This is a genomic window from Paenibacillus sp. Y859 (genome assembly GCF_056786405.1).
The window spans coordinates 66966-84230 of the sequence record NZ_JBXCIZ010000003.1 but is presented as its reverse complement, the minus strand read 5'-3'; the positions used below and the strand labels follow the sequence as shown (position 1 = coordinate 84230).

The window sequence follows — 17265 nt, the reverse complement described above, 5'->3', positions numbered from 1 at the left end:
TCCCCCTTTCTTCCTTTATTTACTCTTAGATCCGTACTTCTGCAATACTTGACCAGCGTCGCCCTTATTCGTAGCACTGCCACTAGATCCTTTGAATTTAGCTCCATAGTATCTCATTAGATCTACCGTGCGAATGAATTCTACAGGTTCAACGATGATAGATTGTGCACTCACTTCTAATTCGGATCCACCCGATAATATCTGATCTAATGGAGGCAAGTTGATGAGCTGGTGTAATTCGCTACTCACTTTTCGCAATAACAGTTTATTCTCATAAGAAATCTTCCCGTTTATTTCACCTGTCACAAGTATGCTTACTTTGGATAGCTTCGCAGTTGGCAGCGATCCTGATATCTCACCTTCGGGTAGAGAAATAGACTCCTCATTACTAGCACCTGCCCAGCCGAACATCGTTCCCAGCATCCTATCATCTGTCAGTCTCCAATACAGCGAATCATATTGCCCCTGTTGAAAAGCCCCATCAGAGTATTCCTTATGGCTGTTATCCCAGCTATACGCTGATCTCTCTGTCGCAGCAGAAGCAACTTGTTGTAATATTGACTGTTGATAAATGTACATACAAAAGAACATGAGTATTATCGTCACCATTAATATGATAGGCATAACAAGGGAAGCCTCAAGCGTGAAGCTTCCCTCGTTGCCTTTGAGTTTATTTTTCATTAATAAAAGTTTCACTTTTTGCACTGACTTTCTTCAAAAGATTCTCAACAATTAATTTAAGTTGATCCCTAAAAACCACAGCAATCACAACGATTGCTGCAATGATCAAGATCATCTCCAACATTCCTAATCCCTCTTCCTCTTGCCAAAACCCCTTCACTTTTCCCCATACATTCGTTAACATGTCATCATCCCTCCTACATATTCATCATCATCATTGCGGGTGAACCAACCAGAACAACAACTACCATAAATATAACGACCATTGGAAATACCAACTTAGAAGACGCTTGTTCACCGCGAGTACGAGTGATCATCTTGCGTTTCTCCCATAATGTTCGTGATAAATCGCGCAGTGCCAACACAAAATCATTACCTCCACGTCTAAAATTCAACAAAACAGTCGTCGTGAAAATCGATACTTCTTGTAATGCACATCGTTTACTGAAGCTTTCAAATGCTTGTTGGAATGAGTACCCGCTATCCCAATCTCCAACCATCCGTATCAATTCTTTATACAGAGGATGATCCCGTTCTTCTTTCTTAACTTCAACGCAATGAGCAATCGCCTTCTGCACCGTTTCACCTGCTCCAACGAGTAATACAATTTTGTTCAATAGCTCCGGAAGTTCTAGCAATATATCTTGATCGCGAACTTGAACCTGTCTGTGAAGGTCTTTCACCATTGCCGCTGGCAAGAGAATGGCTAGACCAGCCCCTAGAATTAACCCTGTGTTATCTCCCATCCCTATCGACATAACACTACCCAAACCTAGCAACAGCCAGCTGTAGCACATCATCTCCCCTAAATAGAGCAGTGTCATTTCGCCACTATATCTCATGCCGTGAATTTTCTGAATGGAGCGTTGAACTTTATAGAAGAAGAACGGGAACCTTGTCGTTATTCTCAATCTATCTAGAATATATAACATCGGGTTCACCATCTTGCTAAGTCGTAGTCCCTCCATAGGAATCTTCCTCAGTTTCTGATACTTCCCCCCGCTGAGGTAGTTCAGCGCCACCCAACTACCCACTAGCAAAATCAAGATCACAACGCATAAGATAATCAATACATCACCTCCCCCTACAATTTAATATTCATAATCTTCGTAATCCAGATCGTACAAGCTCCCAATACCGCTAATGAGAATGTCGTTATAATGAACCCAACACCGCTATACATTGGAAGCATATAGTCAGGCGATGATACATTCATGAAACATATCATGAAGATCGGAGCAACCAGAATCGCTTTGGATTCAAACTTTTTCTGAGCAATCATAACGGATATCTCCTGTTGGATATCTAGCTTCTCACCAATTATGTTAGATGTTCGGCGTACGACTTCGACCAGATCACCACCTGTTCTCTTACATGTTGTGAATACATCGGCAAAGTTCGTGATATCTTCCATAGATGCACGTCGACTGAAATCCTGTAATGCATCCTCAATCGGTTCGCCATATTCCATTCGAGCGCAAATAATGTTCAGTTCCATAATGAGATCATTCTCCGCGTCGGGATCCAGCATTCGTAGATCCGCAACTGCCTCCCTAAACCCATTCTCTACAGATCGACCAGCCGAAAGAGATGATGACAAGGAGAATAACGCTTGTTTGAAATGTAAGTTCATTGCAACACGACGACGATCCAGCATATGCTGTCTCCAGAAGCCAGGAATAAACCATCCGCTACATGCTATCAACAGCGAGACAATCCATTGATGATAAAATAAATACCCAATACCATAAAATATGATGGCCCCGATCACAATACATAAGACTCGTTCCAACATACTTAGCTCATAACTACTGTAGTCAGGGAGTGTCGGTAGCATCCCACTTCCTTGTTGATCTATTTCATTAGTGTCCCTAATGGTTCTCGACTTCGCCGTCGCCAACCTCATAGCTTGACCTCCTCACCTTCTTTCACAACGGCATCTTCAAGACCTGCCATACGTAGCTTATCAACATGATGTAAAGTGAACCCACAGGATTCTAGTTGCCCTATAATTCTTCCATCCTTCTCCCCCCTCTCCTTAAATTGAAAGAGCGGACTCAGTTGTACCTCTCCGTTCTCCATACCCAACACCTCACTAATTTCCGTCACTCTTCTTGAACGATCACGCAACCTAGATAGATGAACTAGAATATCTATGGCCGAGCTAATCTGCTGACGAACGACGAGAATCGGAAGATTAGCCCCACTGAGCACCATCGTCTCAAGACGACTAATCATATCTCTAGTGCTGTTTGCGTGACCGGTTGAGAGCGATCCATCATGCCCAGTGTTCATCGCCTGCAGCATGTCCAAAGCCTCGCTCCCTCGAACCTCCCCGATCACAATTCGATTCGGACGCATCCGTAAAGATGACCGAATCAGATCACGAATGGTGATTTCTCCCCTTCCTTCTGTATTGGCATTTCGAGTCTCAAGCGAAACCAAGTTAGGAACAGTTACTATCTGTAACTCTGCTGAGTCCTCGATCGTAATCACACGCTCATCTACCGGAATGAACTGGGATAAAGCGTTGAGAAACGTCGTCTTCCCCGATCCTGTCCCCCCACTGATGAATATGTTATATTTCCCTACGACCAACCTTTGGAGATAAACAGCCGTCTCCTCACTTAATGCACCACGTCTAACAAGATCATCCATCGTCATCGGCTTCTCTGGGAACTTCCGGATCGTCATCGTAGGACCTTTCAGAGCAATAGGCGGCAGGACTATGTTGACACGTGACCCGTCTTTCAATCTTGCGTCAACAATCGGAGATGATTCATTCACTACACGATTCACGCCCGCCACGATACTCTGAATAATATCCTCCAAACGATTCTGTGACTCGAATTGCTGTCCAGTCCGTCTGACTTCCCCCTCTTGTTCAATGAATATATCTTGATGACTATTGATCATAATCTCCGTGATGGACGGATTGTCCACTAAAGGCTGAAGAACATCCAATCCTCGGAATGAGTCATATATTCGCCGGACTAGTGTACGCTTCTCTAACGCGGTCAGATCCTGCAATTCCTTGTGTCCCAATACCGTCCGTTCGATATAGCTCATTAATTCAGCATCATCTACCGCTGATGTCACATCTAGACCTGAGCGTATAGTACTGCGCATGAGTTTGAAGATCTCTTCATCCATGGGATTGCCCTCCGCCCGTAGCAGGAACAAGATCTCCTACTAATTCTCTACATAGATTCAGAATATCTCTTTGAAATATTGGGGAACTCAATAGAATCTCCTCATGACTTACTTGCTTCCAAGAAGGGATGTATGGGAGAACTCCATCAATTTGTTCTACAATAGATGGGAGTGTATTCGCAAGATTTCCAACATAACGATTCACAATAAATTTACTTTTCAACATCATGTCACGATATAAAGTTGGGTTACTTCTCTCCATAAAAGATAGCCATTGTCCACTCTTATGCATACTGATCACATCATCAAGTAGAAGCCATACGAGACTTTCACAAGCTTCCATTACCGCCTCACATCGATCTCCTGCACCATTATCTGTATCCACAACCATGACATCATATTGACCGCTATCCGCAATCAACTTCATAAGTTGAAATACATCGCTCTTACTCATCTGGAGCCATTCCTTAATATTAATGAGCGGTTCGAACATATCTGCCTTGATCCCTTCGTGATGGACAACATAAGTTGGAATTGAAATACACGAATAATCTTTCGTTTCCTGTGCGGCCTTCAGTTCATACAGTAGACGTGAAAGACCGTTACCGCTCTCACCGCTCCTAATCTGCCTTGGAAACACAGCACTACTATTCATCGTCTCTAAGCTAAGATAGAACACGGACAATCCACTAGCCCCTAACTGCTTAGCTATATTCAGAGCTGTCGTTGTCTTGCCGCTTCCTCCAACGGCAGAAAGTATGCCAACCATCGTCGTCTGACCCAAGATTCGAGAGGATGCTATAACACCATTTCTTCGAGATAGATGTAGAACGGAATCTAGCAGTTGAGGGAGCGGTTGATATTTCGCAAGAACAGGTCCTTGCAACGAACTTTGTCCCATATCATCTAAAACGATCCATGTTACAGTCTGTTCACCTTGCTCCAACCAGGGCGCTAGAAATGCCATCTCTCCTACGATTACTTCCGGCCGTTCTCTGCCATTCATATACTTCATAAATTGATCCACCTCAGTAAAAGCAACAATCCTCATCTTATCGCCATATTCACTGCTGTGAACGTAGCGAAGCAGTGGCTCAATATATTCACTCTCCTGTACAGCCAACACTACTTTAGTAGGAATCATCATTCATTCTCCTTCCAATGAAACAAAAAAAGCACCGTTCAACAAACGCAGTTACGCGGTTGTTAAACGGTGCTTCCGTTTACGATCGATTAATTTACAGTTAGAATATCACAGTTAGTTCCAGTCAGCAAGTATAAATTATTAAGATCCATAATCAGCCGATAATTCAATGATATTATGATCTATGTCTAGAATGAATATTTGAGCAAATCCAGCTACACTCTCAGGTCGAGCTTCATAGTGAACTCCATTCTTGTCTAACCAATCTATCGTCTTCTGGTAACTTTGGACCCACATGGAAAAATGTCCATCCGTCGTATCAATCCCCTGATCCCGTAATGTCTGACCCTTCGGGTGTTCAAGAAGATGTAATTGTTGATCACCAACTGCATACCATACCCCGTTAGAGCTAAAAGGAGGACGTTCTATTTCACGAAATCGAAGGATTTCTGAATAGAATTGTTTTGATTTCTCTAGATCTCTTACCGCCAAACTCACATGATGTATCCGAACGAACTCAATCATCATTACACACTCCTTATATAGGATTCATTTCTCGGGAATCAGCCTTTGGTTTGCACTCTTTACAAACACCTATCACGCTGCCCTCATCACTTGCGTAGAAAGTTAATTTACTCATTTTTTTGCAATAAGTACATTTCTGTAATTCTGGCTTACTATGCTTCTTCTGAAATTTAACGACATTTCCGCTCGATTTCTTAGTTCCCAACGCTTTGAACGCCAAGATCAATATAACAATACATACAACGATCACAAACAAGATGTATTTCACAAAATAACCTCTCCCCGCGGCTAATTCACACCTATTCTAACATTCTACCCTTTAATTCTGGTGTTGGTAACATACATTGATCCGCCTTACCAAACCAACGGTACCGATTTCTAGCTATATATTGATATACGCTATCTCTTATCATTCTAGGCACTATGATGCAACCATATGTAAGCGGCCATAGACCTCGTAATTGTCTAGCTATACGTAAAGCAGCAGTTGATTGTGTGAAATATCGATCGTCCTCAATTAGGACAAAACCACTCATAAAGTCTGCCGGCAATCCACTCTTGGAAAGTAATTTCTGACCCGTATCCGACTGTAAAGAAGCAAAGTGAAATCTCCCAGCAGGATCATGCCGAATAATAAACTTCGTAGCACCTTGGCACAAAAGGCATTCACCATCGATAAGCACAATTGAAGATGTGTCCGTATGGTTCTTTTTCACAAACATCCCCCCGCACCCGATATAGAAAAAAGCGTAGGATGATTTCCCACGCTTCTTTTCTTTAGCAACCCAACTCTTACTTGACAATAGCTTTCTCAAGCCATTGATTATCGTCGACTTGTTGCTGTAACGTATCTCTGAAACTTTCCATACATTTGCAAATGAAATCTTTGCGACATACAGGACAAGGCGTCTTTTGCAGTCTTGTAATATTCGTCATCTTCCATACGGGATAACGATCATAAAACGTACGACACTCCGTTCCATCAGCCATGTAGAAGATGAATTCATACAATCCATCTTTCTCATTATTGCTTGCTTCTTTTACATTCGAAATGATCGGTCTGTAAGACATCATTATCACCCATTATATTAAATTTGCTAACACAATCTTATTCCGACACATCCAACAAGTACTTAGACATTCTAATTAATTTTCAACTTGATGTCAATTTATTATACCACTAATTCTCCCTATGAGTAGACAATAGTAGACAACTGAGAAGAATTAACTATATTTCCGTTCATGATTTGTTGACATACTGTATAATTCAGAGTGTTGAATATGTATCGGAATCATATCATTATTGTTAGGGGGGAAATGGATGAATATATACGACTACCAAGTGAATACAATCCGTGGCGAAGAGATTTCTCTATCCAAATATGAAGGTAAAGTGCTCTTAATCGTTAATACCGCAAGCAAATGCGGTTTTACTCCTCAATACACAGGACTACAGGCACTCTATGAGAAGTTCAAAGACGAAGATTTTGAGGTTTTAGGATTCCCTAGTAATCAATTTAATGAACAAGAACCAGGTAATAGCGACGATATTGAGCAGTTTTGTCAAATTAACTTCGGAGTCACCTTTCCTTTATTCGAGAAAATAGATGTAAAAGGGAAGACCGCCCACCCATTATTTCAACATTTATCAGATGAAGCCCCTGGCATTCTAGGTTTAAAAGCAGTCAAATGGAACTTCACCAAGTTTCTAGTCGATAGTGATGGTAAGGTTCTCGAACGCTTCGCTCCATCCACTGCACCAGATAAAATTGAAATTGTCATTGAAGATCTATTAAAGAATCATTGAACTATTCTCTGAAATATAGAAGGCCTCACCCGTAAAGATACGAGTGAGGCCTTCTATTGTCTAAATTATTTGTTTAGCATATTGAGAATGGCTTGCATCGATTCTGCACGAGTCAGTTGTCCTTGCGGAACGAACTGATCATTCCCACGACCATTGACTAATCCTAGTTCAAGTGCCGTCTTTATCGAAGCACTTGCCCACGAGCTTATACTTGCTTGGTCAGCTATTGGCTTAGTCTGAGATACATCTGATGTGTTACCTTTCTGCAGTTCATATGCACGAAGTAACATGACAGCCATCTCTTCTCTTGTAATGGTACGATTCGGCGCAAACTGCGTATCACTCATTCCATTAACAAGTCCTGCTTCATGCGCAGCCGCTACGTATGAAGTATACCATTGCCCAACTGCTACATCTGCAAATTCGCTTGTTCCCTTCACCTCTAATCCCAATGCGCGAACCATAAAGGTAGCGAACTCTGCTCTTGTTACACTCTCACTAGGTGCAAAGTCTGTATCACTTACGCCTTTGGCGATCAACTTTGCAGCCATTTTCTTAATCGTGTCTGCAGCCCAGTGACTTGTTGGAACGTCACCAAAGGATTTATCAAATTCCAATACTGCATACTTACCAGAAGATTGAACTTCAGCACTGATATGGCCGTTTACAATTGTTCCACCCATATAAGTTAAAGTACCGTCATCTTCGATCTTGTAGATCCCCACTAGATCAAGATTCACATCTCCGTTTACCTTTAACGTTAGAGTTAGCGGTTCTGCAAATTTAGCTGGACTTACTTCTTTCCCATCTTTACCTACGATCGATAGGTTGAAGTCATAGATCTCACCCGCTGCTTGAATATTAGCGTGGTTGCTATTTATTGATTTATCAAGCATTGCTTGCTTCGATGAATCTGTAACGGCATCGAAGGATAATTTAATCTGTGCATCCTGTAGTTTCTCTGAAGATGCTAGCTTTTGTAATTGATTTAACACTTCCGGAGCAAGCTCAACCGTGATCTCATCACTCGTCAAGACGATGGATTGATCTTTGATGATATCCCCCGCATTCACTGGAAGTAGCACCGCTGTCTTACCTTTCTCAATTTCAACAGATACGACACCTTGCTTATTCACTTTCAAACTACTCCCACTTACAGTTTGTGTGTTCGGATCCGTCTTACCCGTTGTCGTTGGTGGATTGACTGGACCCGACGGACCACCTGGTCCCGGGGTTTCTGGCGTTTCAGGTTTTTCTGGATCAATCGTACCTACTTCATTCCAATGAATTGTGTACACTAATGTTGATTTACCGTCTGTTCCTATTACAGTAATCACTGTTTTCTCTTCTTTTTCCTGAACTTCTGTTGTCACTGTCGCTCCCGCTTGAGTTGCAGTAGCTTGCACAACCGTTTCAGGACTAAGTTTGGACTTGTATTTCAATACTCCTGGCGAGAATCCTTCAAGGGGCACACCATTTACTGTTATCGCAGATAGGGTTGCATCTGTCTCTGGTACTGCAATACGAGACATGGTTGTTCCGGCATCAAGAGCATAATAGATACTACCGTCGATACCAATGGACATATCATTCATGAATGTATCCACAATTATTTTGTAAGACAATGTCTCTGGATCGATAGCGATCAATTTGCGAGATAATGTCGTGTACAGCATACCATCAGGGGCCCATTGCAGGTCAAATGGTTTCCACTTACTAGTATTGTATACACTTGGTTGAATGACTTTACTTTTAACTATCTTTTTGGTTGAGACGTCCATGGCGAAGATCGTGCCATCTACTACACCCCACAATAGACCATCTGGTCCGAATGAAAGCTCACCGATCATCTTCGGTGTCTCATCAATACCAGGAATATCAAGTGCTATTTCGTCTATCTTCTTACCATTTTCTACGTCCCAAATAAAGAGTTTCGCTTCCGATTTGGTTGGAACAGAACCTAAACCACCCCATACCGTCGTACCTCCGTAGAGTAGCCCATCCTTATAAGAAAGACCAATAATAGCTTGATCTTCAACAACATCGTTGAACTGTGTCCATTTATCCTTCACTTCATCATAGATCGCTAATACCCCACCTAGAATACCATAGTCAGCAACAGTGCCGACGAACAGTTTATTATCCCCAGAAGTAAGGGCGAACGGTCTATCTTGATGGTGTTGAATACTATAAACCAATTCAGGATTAGCATTCAGTGATACAGGCTTCGTTGGATCAAAGCGATACATGATGGCAGCAACGTAAGTCCCGTAGTACACATAATCATTCAAAAATCCAATGCCTTCTGGTTGTGCGAATGAAGATATATTCGTATCGATTGTGTTAGTAAAGGGATTGTAAATACTCATTCCCCGTTGATAACCACCGAGATAAATTCTTCCATCCATTGGGCCTCTTTCAATAGCTTGAATTCTAACAGGCTGTGCTGATACTTCAAGTTCAATAAACGAAAGCCAGTTATCAGAAGGATCATATAAAATATACTCCCCAATTTGAGTTATCATAGCCAACACTGTTTTCCCTATCTTTTCTCCACTTTTCATCTTTATCCACTGCATATCTTTTACACGTGTTGTATCAGGAAGTGGCACGGGAAGGATGATCTCAGAAGATTTATTTGTACTGAAATCATATTTATAAAACTTTGTCCCATCCTTATAGTAGATCAGATTAGGATCTGCAGGGTCCGGCTCTGAGATCATATTACTATACTGGAATGTATGCTCAATCTCATAGGTATCCATGTTCATAACTACCATATTAATAGTACTAACTGAAACAAGCAGCTTGTTATTGACTACGAATACATCTGCAATAATTCCGCCTTTCGTGCCTGTATAGCCTGGGATGTTAATTTCTGTTTTCTCCCCAGTCACACGATCAACTTTAAACAAGTGTAGATTCGATCCTAAACCAGCGTAGATATACTTATCGTCTACTGCTATACCTCTAACATAATCTTCACCTTTCATAACGCTACCATAATCTCGGAATTGTTTGGTTGCAATATCATATTCGAATAATTTACCTTCTTTTTTATCAGCATACGTACCACCATATATTTTACCATCTGCAGTTGCTTCAAGATCCCATACCCATGAATCAGATGGGTTGGCTCCTAGCGATTCTATTTTCTTATCTACAGGTAAGTAGCGATACAATCTTGCATCTCCAGTCCCTGCAAAATAAACATTTTTGTCTGGTCCGATTGTCATGGCCCACAATGCTTCTGTATTTGGAATTTTCTCTGTAAACTTCATCTTACCTGTTTCTGCATCTAACACTGTGAATGTACCAGGCAACCCATTCGAATGGAAATATACCTCGTTCTCACCTAAAGCATTTTCTTGAATAGCTCCTGCTTGACCTAGGCTCACGCTAACCATTGGACCAAGATTAATTGGCGCCTGATAGTTACGATCTAATGGTACTTCAGATGGCACTATATCGAATGAAACATCATCGAAATAGGCTTCGGTTATACTAATTCCTCCTGAATAAAAAGCAACTCTAGCGTAGGCTGTTCCTGCTGGGACTTTATTAGTAGATACCCGCATCTCGGTCCATTGATTGTTACCTAATGCTAATGCTCCAAACAATTCCTGCTTGAATCCAATCTGAGTATCTTTATCATTATAAAAGTAAATTTCGTAAACGATATTATGTGATTGCTTGACTACGTTTGCAAAAGCTTTAGCAATGTATGCCTCGCCTGGTATAACTGCGAACTTGTCGCTTAACACTCGTGAACCTGTCGCATCACTCTTATCTTGAAAATATAAGCTATTCTTTCCACTCTTAACTACTGAAGTACTTAATTCAATTGATCCCACAGGACCATCTTTAAGGCTCCAGCCTGGAATCGCACCAGCTATCAATGCCTCTTCAAATCCAGTATTCGGGATTTCGGCTGCAACATCTTCTGCAGGTGGAGTTACCACAGGTGTTTTAGGTTCAATAATTATACTCGCATCATCCACATATAACTTTGTAAGGCTTGGAAAACCAGAATACAATCCTACTTTAATATAAGCTGTATTAGCCGGGATTTCACGAGTGATTTTTATGTCCTTCCATTGTCCCACAGGGATAGTATTGGCACCATATCCCTCAAAATCATTTATTTTTGCACTATTTCCTCCCGCATCGTAGTAATGAATGACAGGTTGGATTTGCGCAGTTTGATCTCCTGCAGCAACTTTATAAACATAAGTCTCGAATGTAACCATATCTCCTACTGACACTGAGATCGGATCACTTAGCATTCTAAAGTGACCATTAGGAGCTGTACCGTTTACTTTATCTTCGAAAAGTAAACTGTTATTCCCAGTTCTTGAGTACGCACTACTAAGTCCAATACTTCCGAATGCTTCAGTACTAGGATCTACAGCCCAACCTGGGATTTCCATACCAACCAAGTCCATCTCGAACCCTGGATTAACAAGACCCGATGCCGGTTGTCCTGGATTTGGTTCTGGGTCTGGTATTACTGGCGTCGCTGGTCCAATCATCGATACATCATCGAAATAAGCATCCGTCAAACTTGGCTTACCTGAATAGAAACCGATTCTTGCATAAGATGCATTCACTGGAGCAGTAGAGACATTCACAATCTCATTCCAAGCATTCAGCTTCAGGATTTTATTGGAATTAAGTATCTGCTGCCGTGGTGTGATTTCTTTATCATTTGTATCGAAATATTGAACCTCATGAACAATACTTGCTGTTTGCTGTACGACATATACAGACGCTTGAACTGTATATTCACTTCCCGGTGTGACTGCTATATTATCACTTAACACGCGCAATCCCGGAGACAGAGGATCGCTGTCAGTATCGTGTAGATGTAGGCTATTGGAACCACCTTTTGCTTGTATAGAACTAAGTTCTATCAGTCCTACCGTTGCTGGGTCCTTACTCCAACCTGGAATTTCACCATTCACCGGACCCTCTTCAAACCCCGCATTCACAATCCCAACATTCACATCACCCGCCGCTGAAACCGCATACAAAGGAACCATACCAAATGCCATCGCGAGACTTATTGTGATGGATAGCAAACGTTTAGACAATTTCTTCTTCATTGGGTCACCTCTACTTTAAGTATTATTATTGATAGTACGGAGTAAACATCTTTTAGATAGCGCTTACAAAATAGATTTTATAAGTATTTGATATTATGAAAAGAGCGAAGAGCGGATGAGTCTCTCTCACCTCCTTGATGTGATTACATCCGCTTCCATTCACTTTAATCTAATCCCAACTCGGCTTTCCCTTCGATCAAACGCGCCTGTAACTCAGGAATAGGAACATCTGCTGTAGTACAATTATGCAATACTGCCAGTGCTGCTGCGGCACCTGCCGCTTGACCTATCGCCATACAGCTTGGCGTCAGACGTGTCGTTGCTTGAGCTTCATGCGTCGTTGAGATGCATCTTCCCGCCAATAACAAATTCGTCGTATTCATTGGAACGATACTGCGATAAGGGATATCATATGCGCCGCCTTCTCGAATGAAATTAGCGGTGACACCCTTACCTTCTGGATTATGAATATCAATCGGATAACCACTTCTAGCAATAACGTCATCGAATCTTTTGCCATCCAATACATCCGTGCCATTCAACACATATTTCCCAATAATCCGTCTTGCTTCCCTGATTCCAATCTGGGCACCTACAGCTGATACGCTAGCTTTCTCAAATCCCGGAATAGACTTCTGGAAAAATGCTTCTAGAAGGAGAACTTGCTTACGCCCTTCAATCTCTGCCTTCGTCAGGTCCTCAATCTTCGTTGGATCTAGACCTGACACTCGGGATACGTTCACAAGAACCTCATCCTCATTTGGTCCGCTAAAAAACAGAAGACCTTCGCGTTGAATAGGGAGATCAGCTTCTTTCCATTGACTATAAAAGCCCATAACCCCTGTAAGAGGGATAATATCAAGATCTGAAATCAACGATTTCTCATAAAATTCTGAAGGGTTATTCTGCATGTAGTCCTTGACCTTGTTCAGATCGACGCCCCTCATGCGAAATTTCATCGTCATCGGTTGTACTTTTCCGTCGATATTACCCTTCTCCCAAGGATCCCCAGCCATATAAGCGATATCTCCATCCCCGGTTGCATCGATATACACCTTTGCTTTGAGCTCCGAAACACCACCTTTATTGTACAAAGTTACGCCACTTATACGCTCATCCTTCGTTTGGACATCTATAGCTGCTGTATGAAGTAGAATCTCAACCCCCGCTTCCTCGAGCATGTCACAAGCCAATACTTTATACACCTCGGGATGATAAGGCGTCAGAGTATGAGTGAATCCGACGGTATCTCTTAAGTGACCTGGCGATGCGTCAAGAGCCATTAAACGATCTATAATTTCCTGGGCAATGCCTTTGATAACTTGCTCACCCACTGCCGAATGAAAGGTCATCCATGGATATACCATCGCTGTAGTTGACATGCCGCCAAGAAATCCGTATCGCTCCACAATGATCGTCTCGGCTCCGTTTCTCGCCGCACTAATGGCAGCCGTAATGCCCGCTGGACCACCACCGAGAACTGCTACATCATATTCCTTCTGTAAATTAGACATCTGTTCGTTTCATTCCTCTCAATATGGGAGCGCTCCCACTATAGTCCAAAAAGCGGACAATTTCATCTTCTTGTCCGTACTTTTTAGCTTTCCTGCTGTGAAGTCGTTCCGCGAATGATCAACTCATTATCAATGATCATATCCTTGGATTCATTCTCATCAAGATCGCCGCGAAAAATGTCCAGCAATAATCCCACCGCTTCTTTTCCAAGCCTGATCTTATCTTGTCGTACGGTTGTTAACGGCGGAGATGAGTACGCTGCCGCTTGAATGTCATCATAACCTATGACCGAAATATCCTGAGGAACTCGATAACCCTGTTCGAAGAGCGATTCCAACGCACCAAATGCCATCAGATCATTGGCTGCAAACACAGCATCGAATGATACATTCCTCTCTAACAGAAGCTTCGTCTGTTGGCGTGCTTCTTCCTGATCCGCGCTACCATGGATAACTAGAGTTGGGTCATGCTCTATTCCCGCTTCTAGCAATGCTTGAGTATACCCAGCAAATCGCTCATTCTCATGATAAGTACCTATAAGACCTTGGATGTATACGATTCGGCGTCTGCCACATTGTAGCAAATGACTTGTTGCCTTGTACGCCCCTTGACGATAATTCGAGGTCACACACGCAATCGGTAATGAATCATAGTTCCTTTTCCCAATTAGAACAAAGGGTATCTGCTGTTCTCGGTAATACATCAAATACTCCTGCTGGATATGCTCACCCATAATGATGAGCCCATCCACTTTCCGCATCGTAGCGACCTTCTTCCAATAATCCTGGTCCGATTCACTACGGTTAGCCAATAAGAGCAGATCATAGGCATTGGCAATGGTGTCTGCTTGAATACCTTGAAGTGCCTCATAGAAAATATGATGGCTCAAGAAATCCGGTTTCGGTCCAAACACCATAACCCCGATATTCCCTGTCTTACCACCGGCCAGACTTCTTGCTTGCGAATGTGGAACATAGCCGGTCTGTTCAATAATCTCCAAAACTCTCTCGCGCACTTTCGGTTTAACTCCCGGTAAGCTATTAATTACACGAGATACAGTCCCTCTTGATACTCCTGCTAAACCTGCAATCGATTCTAATGTATGCTTCATTTTCATCACCTATTGTGGGAGCGCTCCCATATATGTTATATTTTTATTATCATGCATCAGTGCTTTTATGTCAATAGAAAACAAGAAAACGCTCTCATTATAGGAGGTCTGTATATTTAATGACAACCCAACAAACAGTAGTACGTAATATTGTAAATCGAACAGAATTAGAAGCCGTCTATGATATTCTGGGAAATGCGTTCGATGTTGGAAGAGACTTTTTTCAAATCCGGTTAGACCAAGATTCAGCCTATGACATGGCTACTACCTGGATTGCTACGCAACAAAATACGATCACTTCTACCGTCCAATTGTTCCCAGTTATTAGTCGAGTTGATCATGCAGCCGTAAAAATTGGAGGATTAGGTAGCGTAGCGACTGTTCCCGAGTACCAAGGACAGGGACAATGTCGACAAATTCTGCACAATCTTACACAATGGATGGAACAGGAAGAGTACGATCTTTCCTTACTATACGCTGTCATTACCCCATTTTATGAAAAACATGGTTGGAATGTTGTTCCCGAACCTTTGTACAAATTAAATACCACATCCGTCACGGCTAGTAACGATACACATATCGAGATCGTTCCATTCGATTCGTCTTATTGCGATGCTATATCCGATATTTATGAACAGTTTAATGCTTCTAGAACGTATACAGCGATTAGATCTGAGGCTGTTTGGAAGGATCAACTTCATTGGCCTAGATGGAAAGCTGCTGCAAGCTTATTGGCTATACGAGATGGAGTCGTTGTTGCCTACGGACTTATATCCGAGACAAAGGCTGACGGAATTGCTCATCTGGAGGAGTTATGCTATCTCGAAGGTGAGGAAAGTTCAGTCATCCCTTTATTTCACGCTTTGGTCCAACAACGTCCGGATGCAATCTCCGTTCAGGCAAACCTTCCAGACGATCACGCTCTGGTCGAAGCATTCACCAATTGGAGTGCCGAGAAGGATACGATGAATTACGCGATGTGGAAAGTGATCCGATTTCAGCCCTTACTTGCTAAACTGACCTCTACTTTTCAAAAAAGGCTGAATATTAGTCCAAAGTATGCTCAGGAAAGTCTACATTTATATTTAGAGTGTGCAGGACAAAAGGCATATTTTCATTACTTAAGTGAAGATGTCTCTATCGAGTCTGATGCACGAACGGGGCTTGAGTATACTGCCATCAAGTTAAGCCAAGAGGAGTTTATAACTTTGCTATTCCAAGGATATAGTGACGCTTCCAAGGAAGCATCACTATATCATGTGCTCGAGGTTCTATTTCCGAAACAAAACTCCGTCTTCTATAATACAGATAAGTTTTAGATGCCTATATTTAGGCTCATATTTAAAAGCCTACTCTAATGAGCAGGCTTGTTCTATTCCGTCATTCTTATTTTCATTTCGCTGTTATTGCTACTGCCGCTTTAACCTTATCTGGGTTAATGGGACTTGAACCCTCTCACTTTAACAAGTAAAAACCCTTACAGTGTAAGGGTTACGAAAAATTCTAATCATAATGCGGTCGAAGGGATTTGAACCCTCACACCCAATGGGCACTACCACCTCAAGGTAGCGTGTCTGCCGTTCCACCACGACCGCGCATAATATTTTTGCAACACATTATGTATATTACATGGATAACACTTAAAAGTAAAGAGCATATTATTAGCTTACAGTAATATCCACACACACTCCAATAGCATTGACAACAATAGTTGTTAGGAATATAGTTGTTATAACAACTATATTAAAAGGAAGTGTTTACCCTGTTTAGATTCCCCTCCCCCGAACAGTCCATCGGATTCAAATACGCACATATTTTTCGTAAGATTAGCACTTTATTCGCTAATAAGCTTAGAGCCTATGACATCACCCCTGAACAGTGGGCCGTCCTATATCAAGTATGCCTTGAGGAAGGAACTAACCAAAAGGAAATTGCACTCCGTACGGATAAAGATCAGCCTACGGTGACGCGTATCTTAGATGTTCTAGATAAAAAGAAGCTCATAATACGACAAATAAACCCTACTGATCGCAGGGCATTCTTGATCTGTTCAACTGATTCAGCTAAGACACTCATCTTAGATACACTTCCTCTAGAGTTAGGGCTGAATGACAAATTGATATCTGGAATCACAGATGAACAGCTACTATCTTTACAACAGATCATGGAACAAATCCAACATAATATCGATCAATTACATCAAGGTTAGGAGTCTTCAAAAAAA

General features: G+C 41.9%; 16 protein-coding genes and 1 tRNA gene. 3 read left to right on the top strand and 14 right to left on the bottom strand.

Annotated features, from left to right (window positions below):
* Window positions 1-15: 15 nt before the first annotated feature.
* From AC1TO8_RS09380 to AC1TO8_RS09335, 10 genes are all read right to left on the bottom strand, one after another.
* Window positions 16-681, bottom strand: coding sequence for a TadE/TadG family type IV pilus assembly protein (locus AC1TO8_RS09380; protein WP_482055346.1), 666 nt, complete (start codon window positions 679-681; stop codon window positions 16-18).
* A complete protein-coding gene (locus AC1TO8_RS09375) occupies window positions 671-865 on the bottom strand; it encodes a Flp1 family type IVb pilin (RefSeq protein ID WP_482055345.1) in 195 nt (64 codons plus the stop codon). Before AC1TO8_RS09375 ends, AC1TO8_RS09380 begins: the two co-directional genes overlap by 11 nt.
* A gap of 13 nt (window positions 866-878) precedes the next feature.
* Complete coding sequence (locus tag AC1TO8_RS09370) at window positions 879-1751, bottom strand: type II secretion system F family protein (RefSeq protein ID WP_482055344.1); 873 nt, start codon at window positions 1749-1751, stop codon at window positions 879-881.
* A gap of 14 nt (window positions 1752-1765) precedes the next feature.
* On the bottom strand, window positions 1766-2587 hold the full coding sequence (locus AC1TO8_RS09365) for a type II secretion system F family protein (protein ID WP_482055343.1): 822 nt from the start codon (window positions 2585-2587) through the stop codon (window positions 1766-1768).
* Complete coding sequence (locus tag AC1TO8_RS09360; RefSeq protein WP_482055342.1) at window positions 2584-3834, bottom strand: TadA family conjugal transfer-associated ATPase; 1251 nt, start codon at window positions 3832-3834, stop codon at window positions 2584-2586. Before AC1TO8_RS09360 ends, AC1TO8_RS09365 begins: the two co-directional genes overlap by 4 nt.
* Entirely contained in the window at window positions 3827-4981 is a 1155-nt protein-coding gene (locus AC1TO8_RS09355; RefSeq protein WP_482055341.1) for a P-loop NTPase family protein, read from the bottom strand. Before AC1TO8_RS09355 ends, AC1TO8_RS09360 begins: the two co-directional genes overlap by 8 nt.
* Before the next feature lie 138 nt (window positions 4982-5119).
* On the bottom strand, window positions 5120-5503 hold the full coding sequence (locus tag AC1TO8_RS09350; protein WP_482055661.1) for a VOC family protein: 384 nt from the start codon (window positions 5501-5503) through the stop codon (window positions 5120-5122).
* Window positions 5504-5516: 13 nt separating this feature from the next.
* Entirely contained in the window at window positions 5517-5771 is a 255-nt protein-coding gene (locus AC1TO8_RS09345) for a hypothetical protein (RefSeq protein WP_482055340.1), read from the bottom strand.
* 31 nt (window positions 5772-5802) lie between these two features.
* On the bottom strand, window positions 5803-6225 hold the full coding sequence (locus AC1TO8_RS09340; protein WP_482055660.1) for a thiol-disulfide oxidoreductase DCC family protein: 423 nt from the start codon (window positions 6223-6225) through the stop codon (window positions 5803-5805).
* Window positions 6226-6295: 70 nt separating this feature from the next.
* Window positions 6296-6574 (bottom strand): hypothetical protein, encoded by a 279-nt coding sequence (locus AC1TO8_RS09335; RefSeq protein ID WP_482055659.1) that lies wholly within the window; start codon window positions 6572-6574, stop codon window positions 6296-6298.
* A 250-nt stretch (window positions 6575-6824) separates the two neighbouring features.
* Here AC1TO8_RS09335 and AC1TO8_RS09330 point away from each other — a divergent pair, with 250 nt between their 5' ends.
* The gene (locus AC1TO8_RS09330) at window positions 6825-7310 is read left to right on the top strand and encodes a glutathione peroxidase (RefSeq protein ID WP_482055339.1); all 486 of its coding nucleotides are present in this window, start codon (window positions 6825-6827) and stop codon (window positions 7308-7310) included.
* 65 nt (window positions 7311-7375) lie between these two features.
* On the opposite strand, the gene AC1TO8_RS09325 is transcribed toward AC1TO8_RS09330, so the two are convergent.
* From AC1TO8_RS09325 to AC1TO8_RS09315, 3 genes are all read right to left on the bottom strand, one after another.
* Entirely contained in the window at window positions 7376-12415 is a 5040-nt protein-coding gene (locus AC1TO8_RS09325) for an S-layer homology domain-containing protein (protein ID WP_482055338.1), read from the bottom strand.
* A gap of 164 nt (window positions 12416-12579) precedes the next feature.
* Entirely contained in the window at window positions 12580-13929 is a 1350-nt protein-coding gene (locus tag AC1TO8_RS09320) for an FAD-dependent oxidoreductase (RefSeq protein WP_482055337.1), read from the bottom strand.
* A gap of 83 nt (window positions 13930-14012) precedes the next feature.
* Entirely contained in the window at window positions 14013-15041 is a 1029-nt protein-coding gene (locus AC1TO8_RS09315) for a LacI family DNA-binding transcriptional regulator (protein WP_482055336.1), read from the bottom strand.
* A gap of 119 nt (window positions 15042-15160) precedes the next feature.
* On the opposite strand from AC1TO8_RS09315, the gene AC1TO8_RS09310 reads away from it, so the two are divergent.
* Complete coding sequence (locus AC1TO8_RS09310; RefSeq protein WP_482055335.1) at window positions 15161-16360, top strand: GNAT family N-acetyltransferase; 1200 nt, start codon at window positions 15161-15163, stop codon at window positions 16358-16360.
* A gap of 194 nt (window positions 16361-16554) precedes the next feature.
* On the opposite strand, the gene AC1TO8_RS09305 is transcribed toward AC1TO8_RS09310, so the two are convergent.
* A tRNA-Leu gene (locus AC1TO8_RS09305) sits at window positions 16555-16636 on the bottom strand.
* Window positions 16637-16794: 158 nt separating this feature from the next.
* Here AC1TO8_RS09305 and AC1TO8_RS09300 point away from each other — a divergent pair.
* Complete coding sequence (locus AC1TO8_RS09300; protein ID WP_482055334.1) at window positions 16795-17250, top strand: MarR family winged helix-turn-helix transcriptional regulator; 456 nt, start codon at window positions 16795-16797, stop codon at window positions 17248-17250.
* The last annotated feature ends 15 nt before the right edge of the window (window positions 17251-17265 follow it).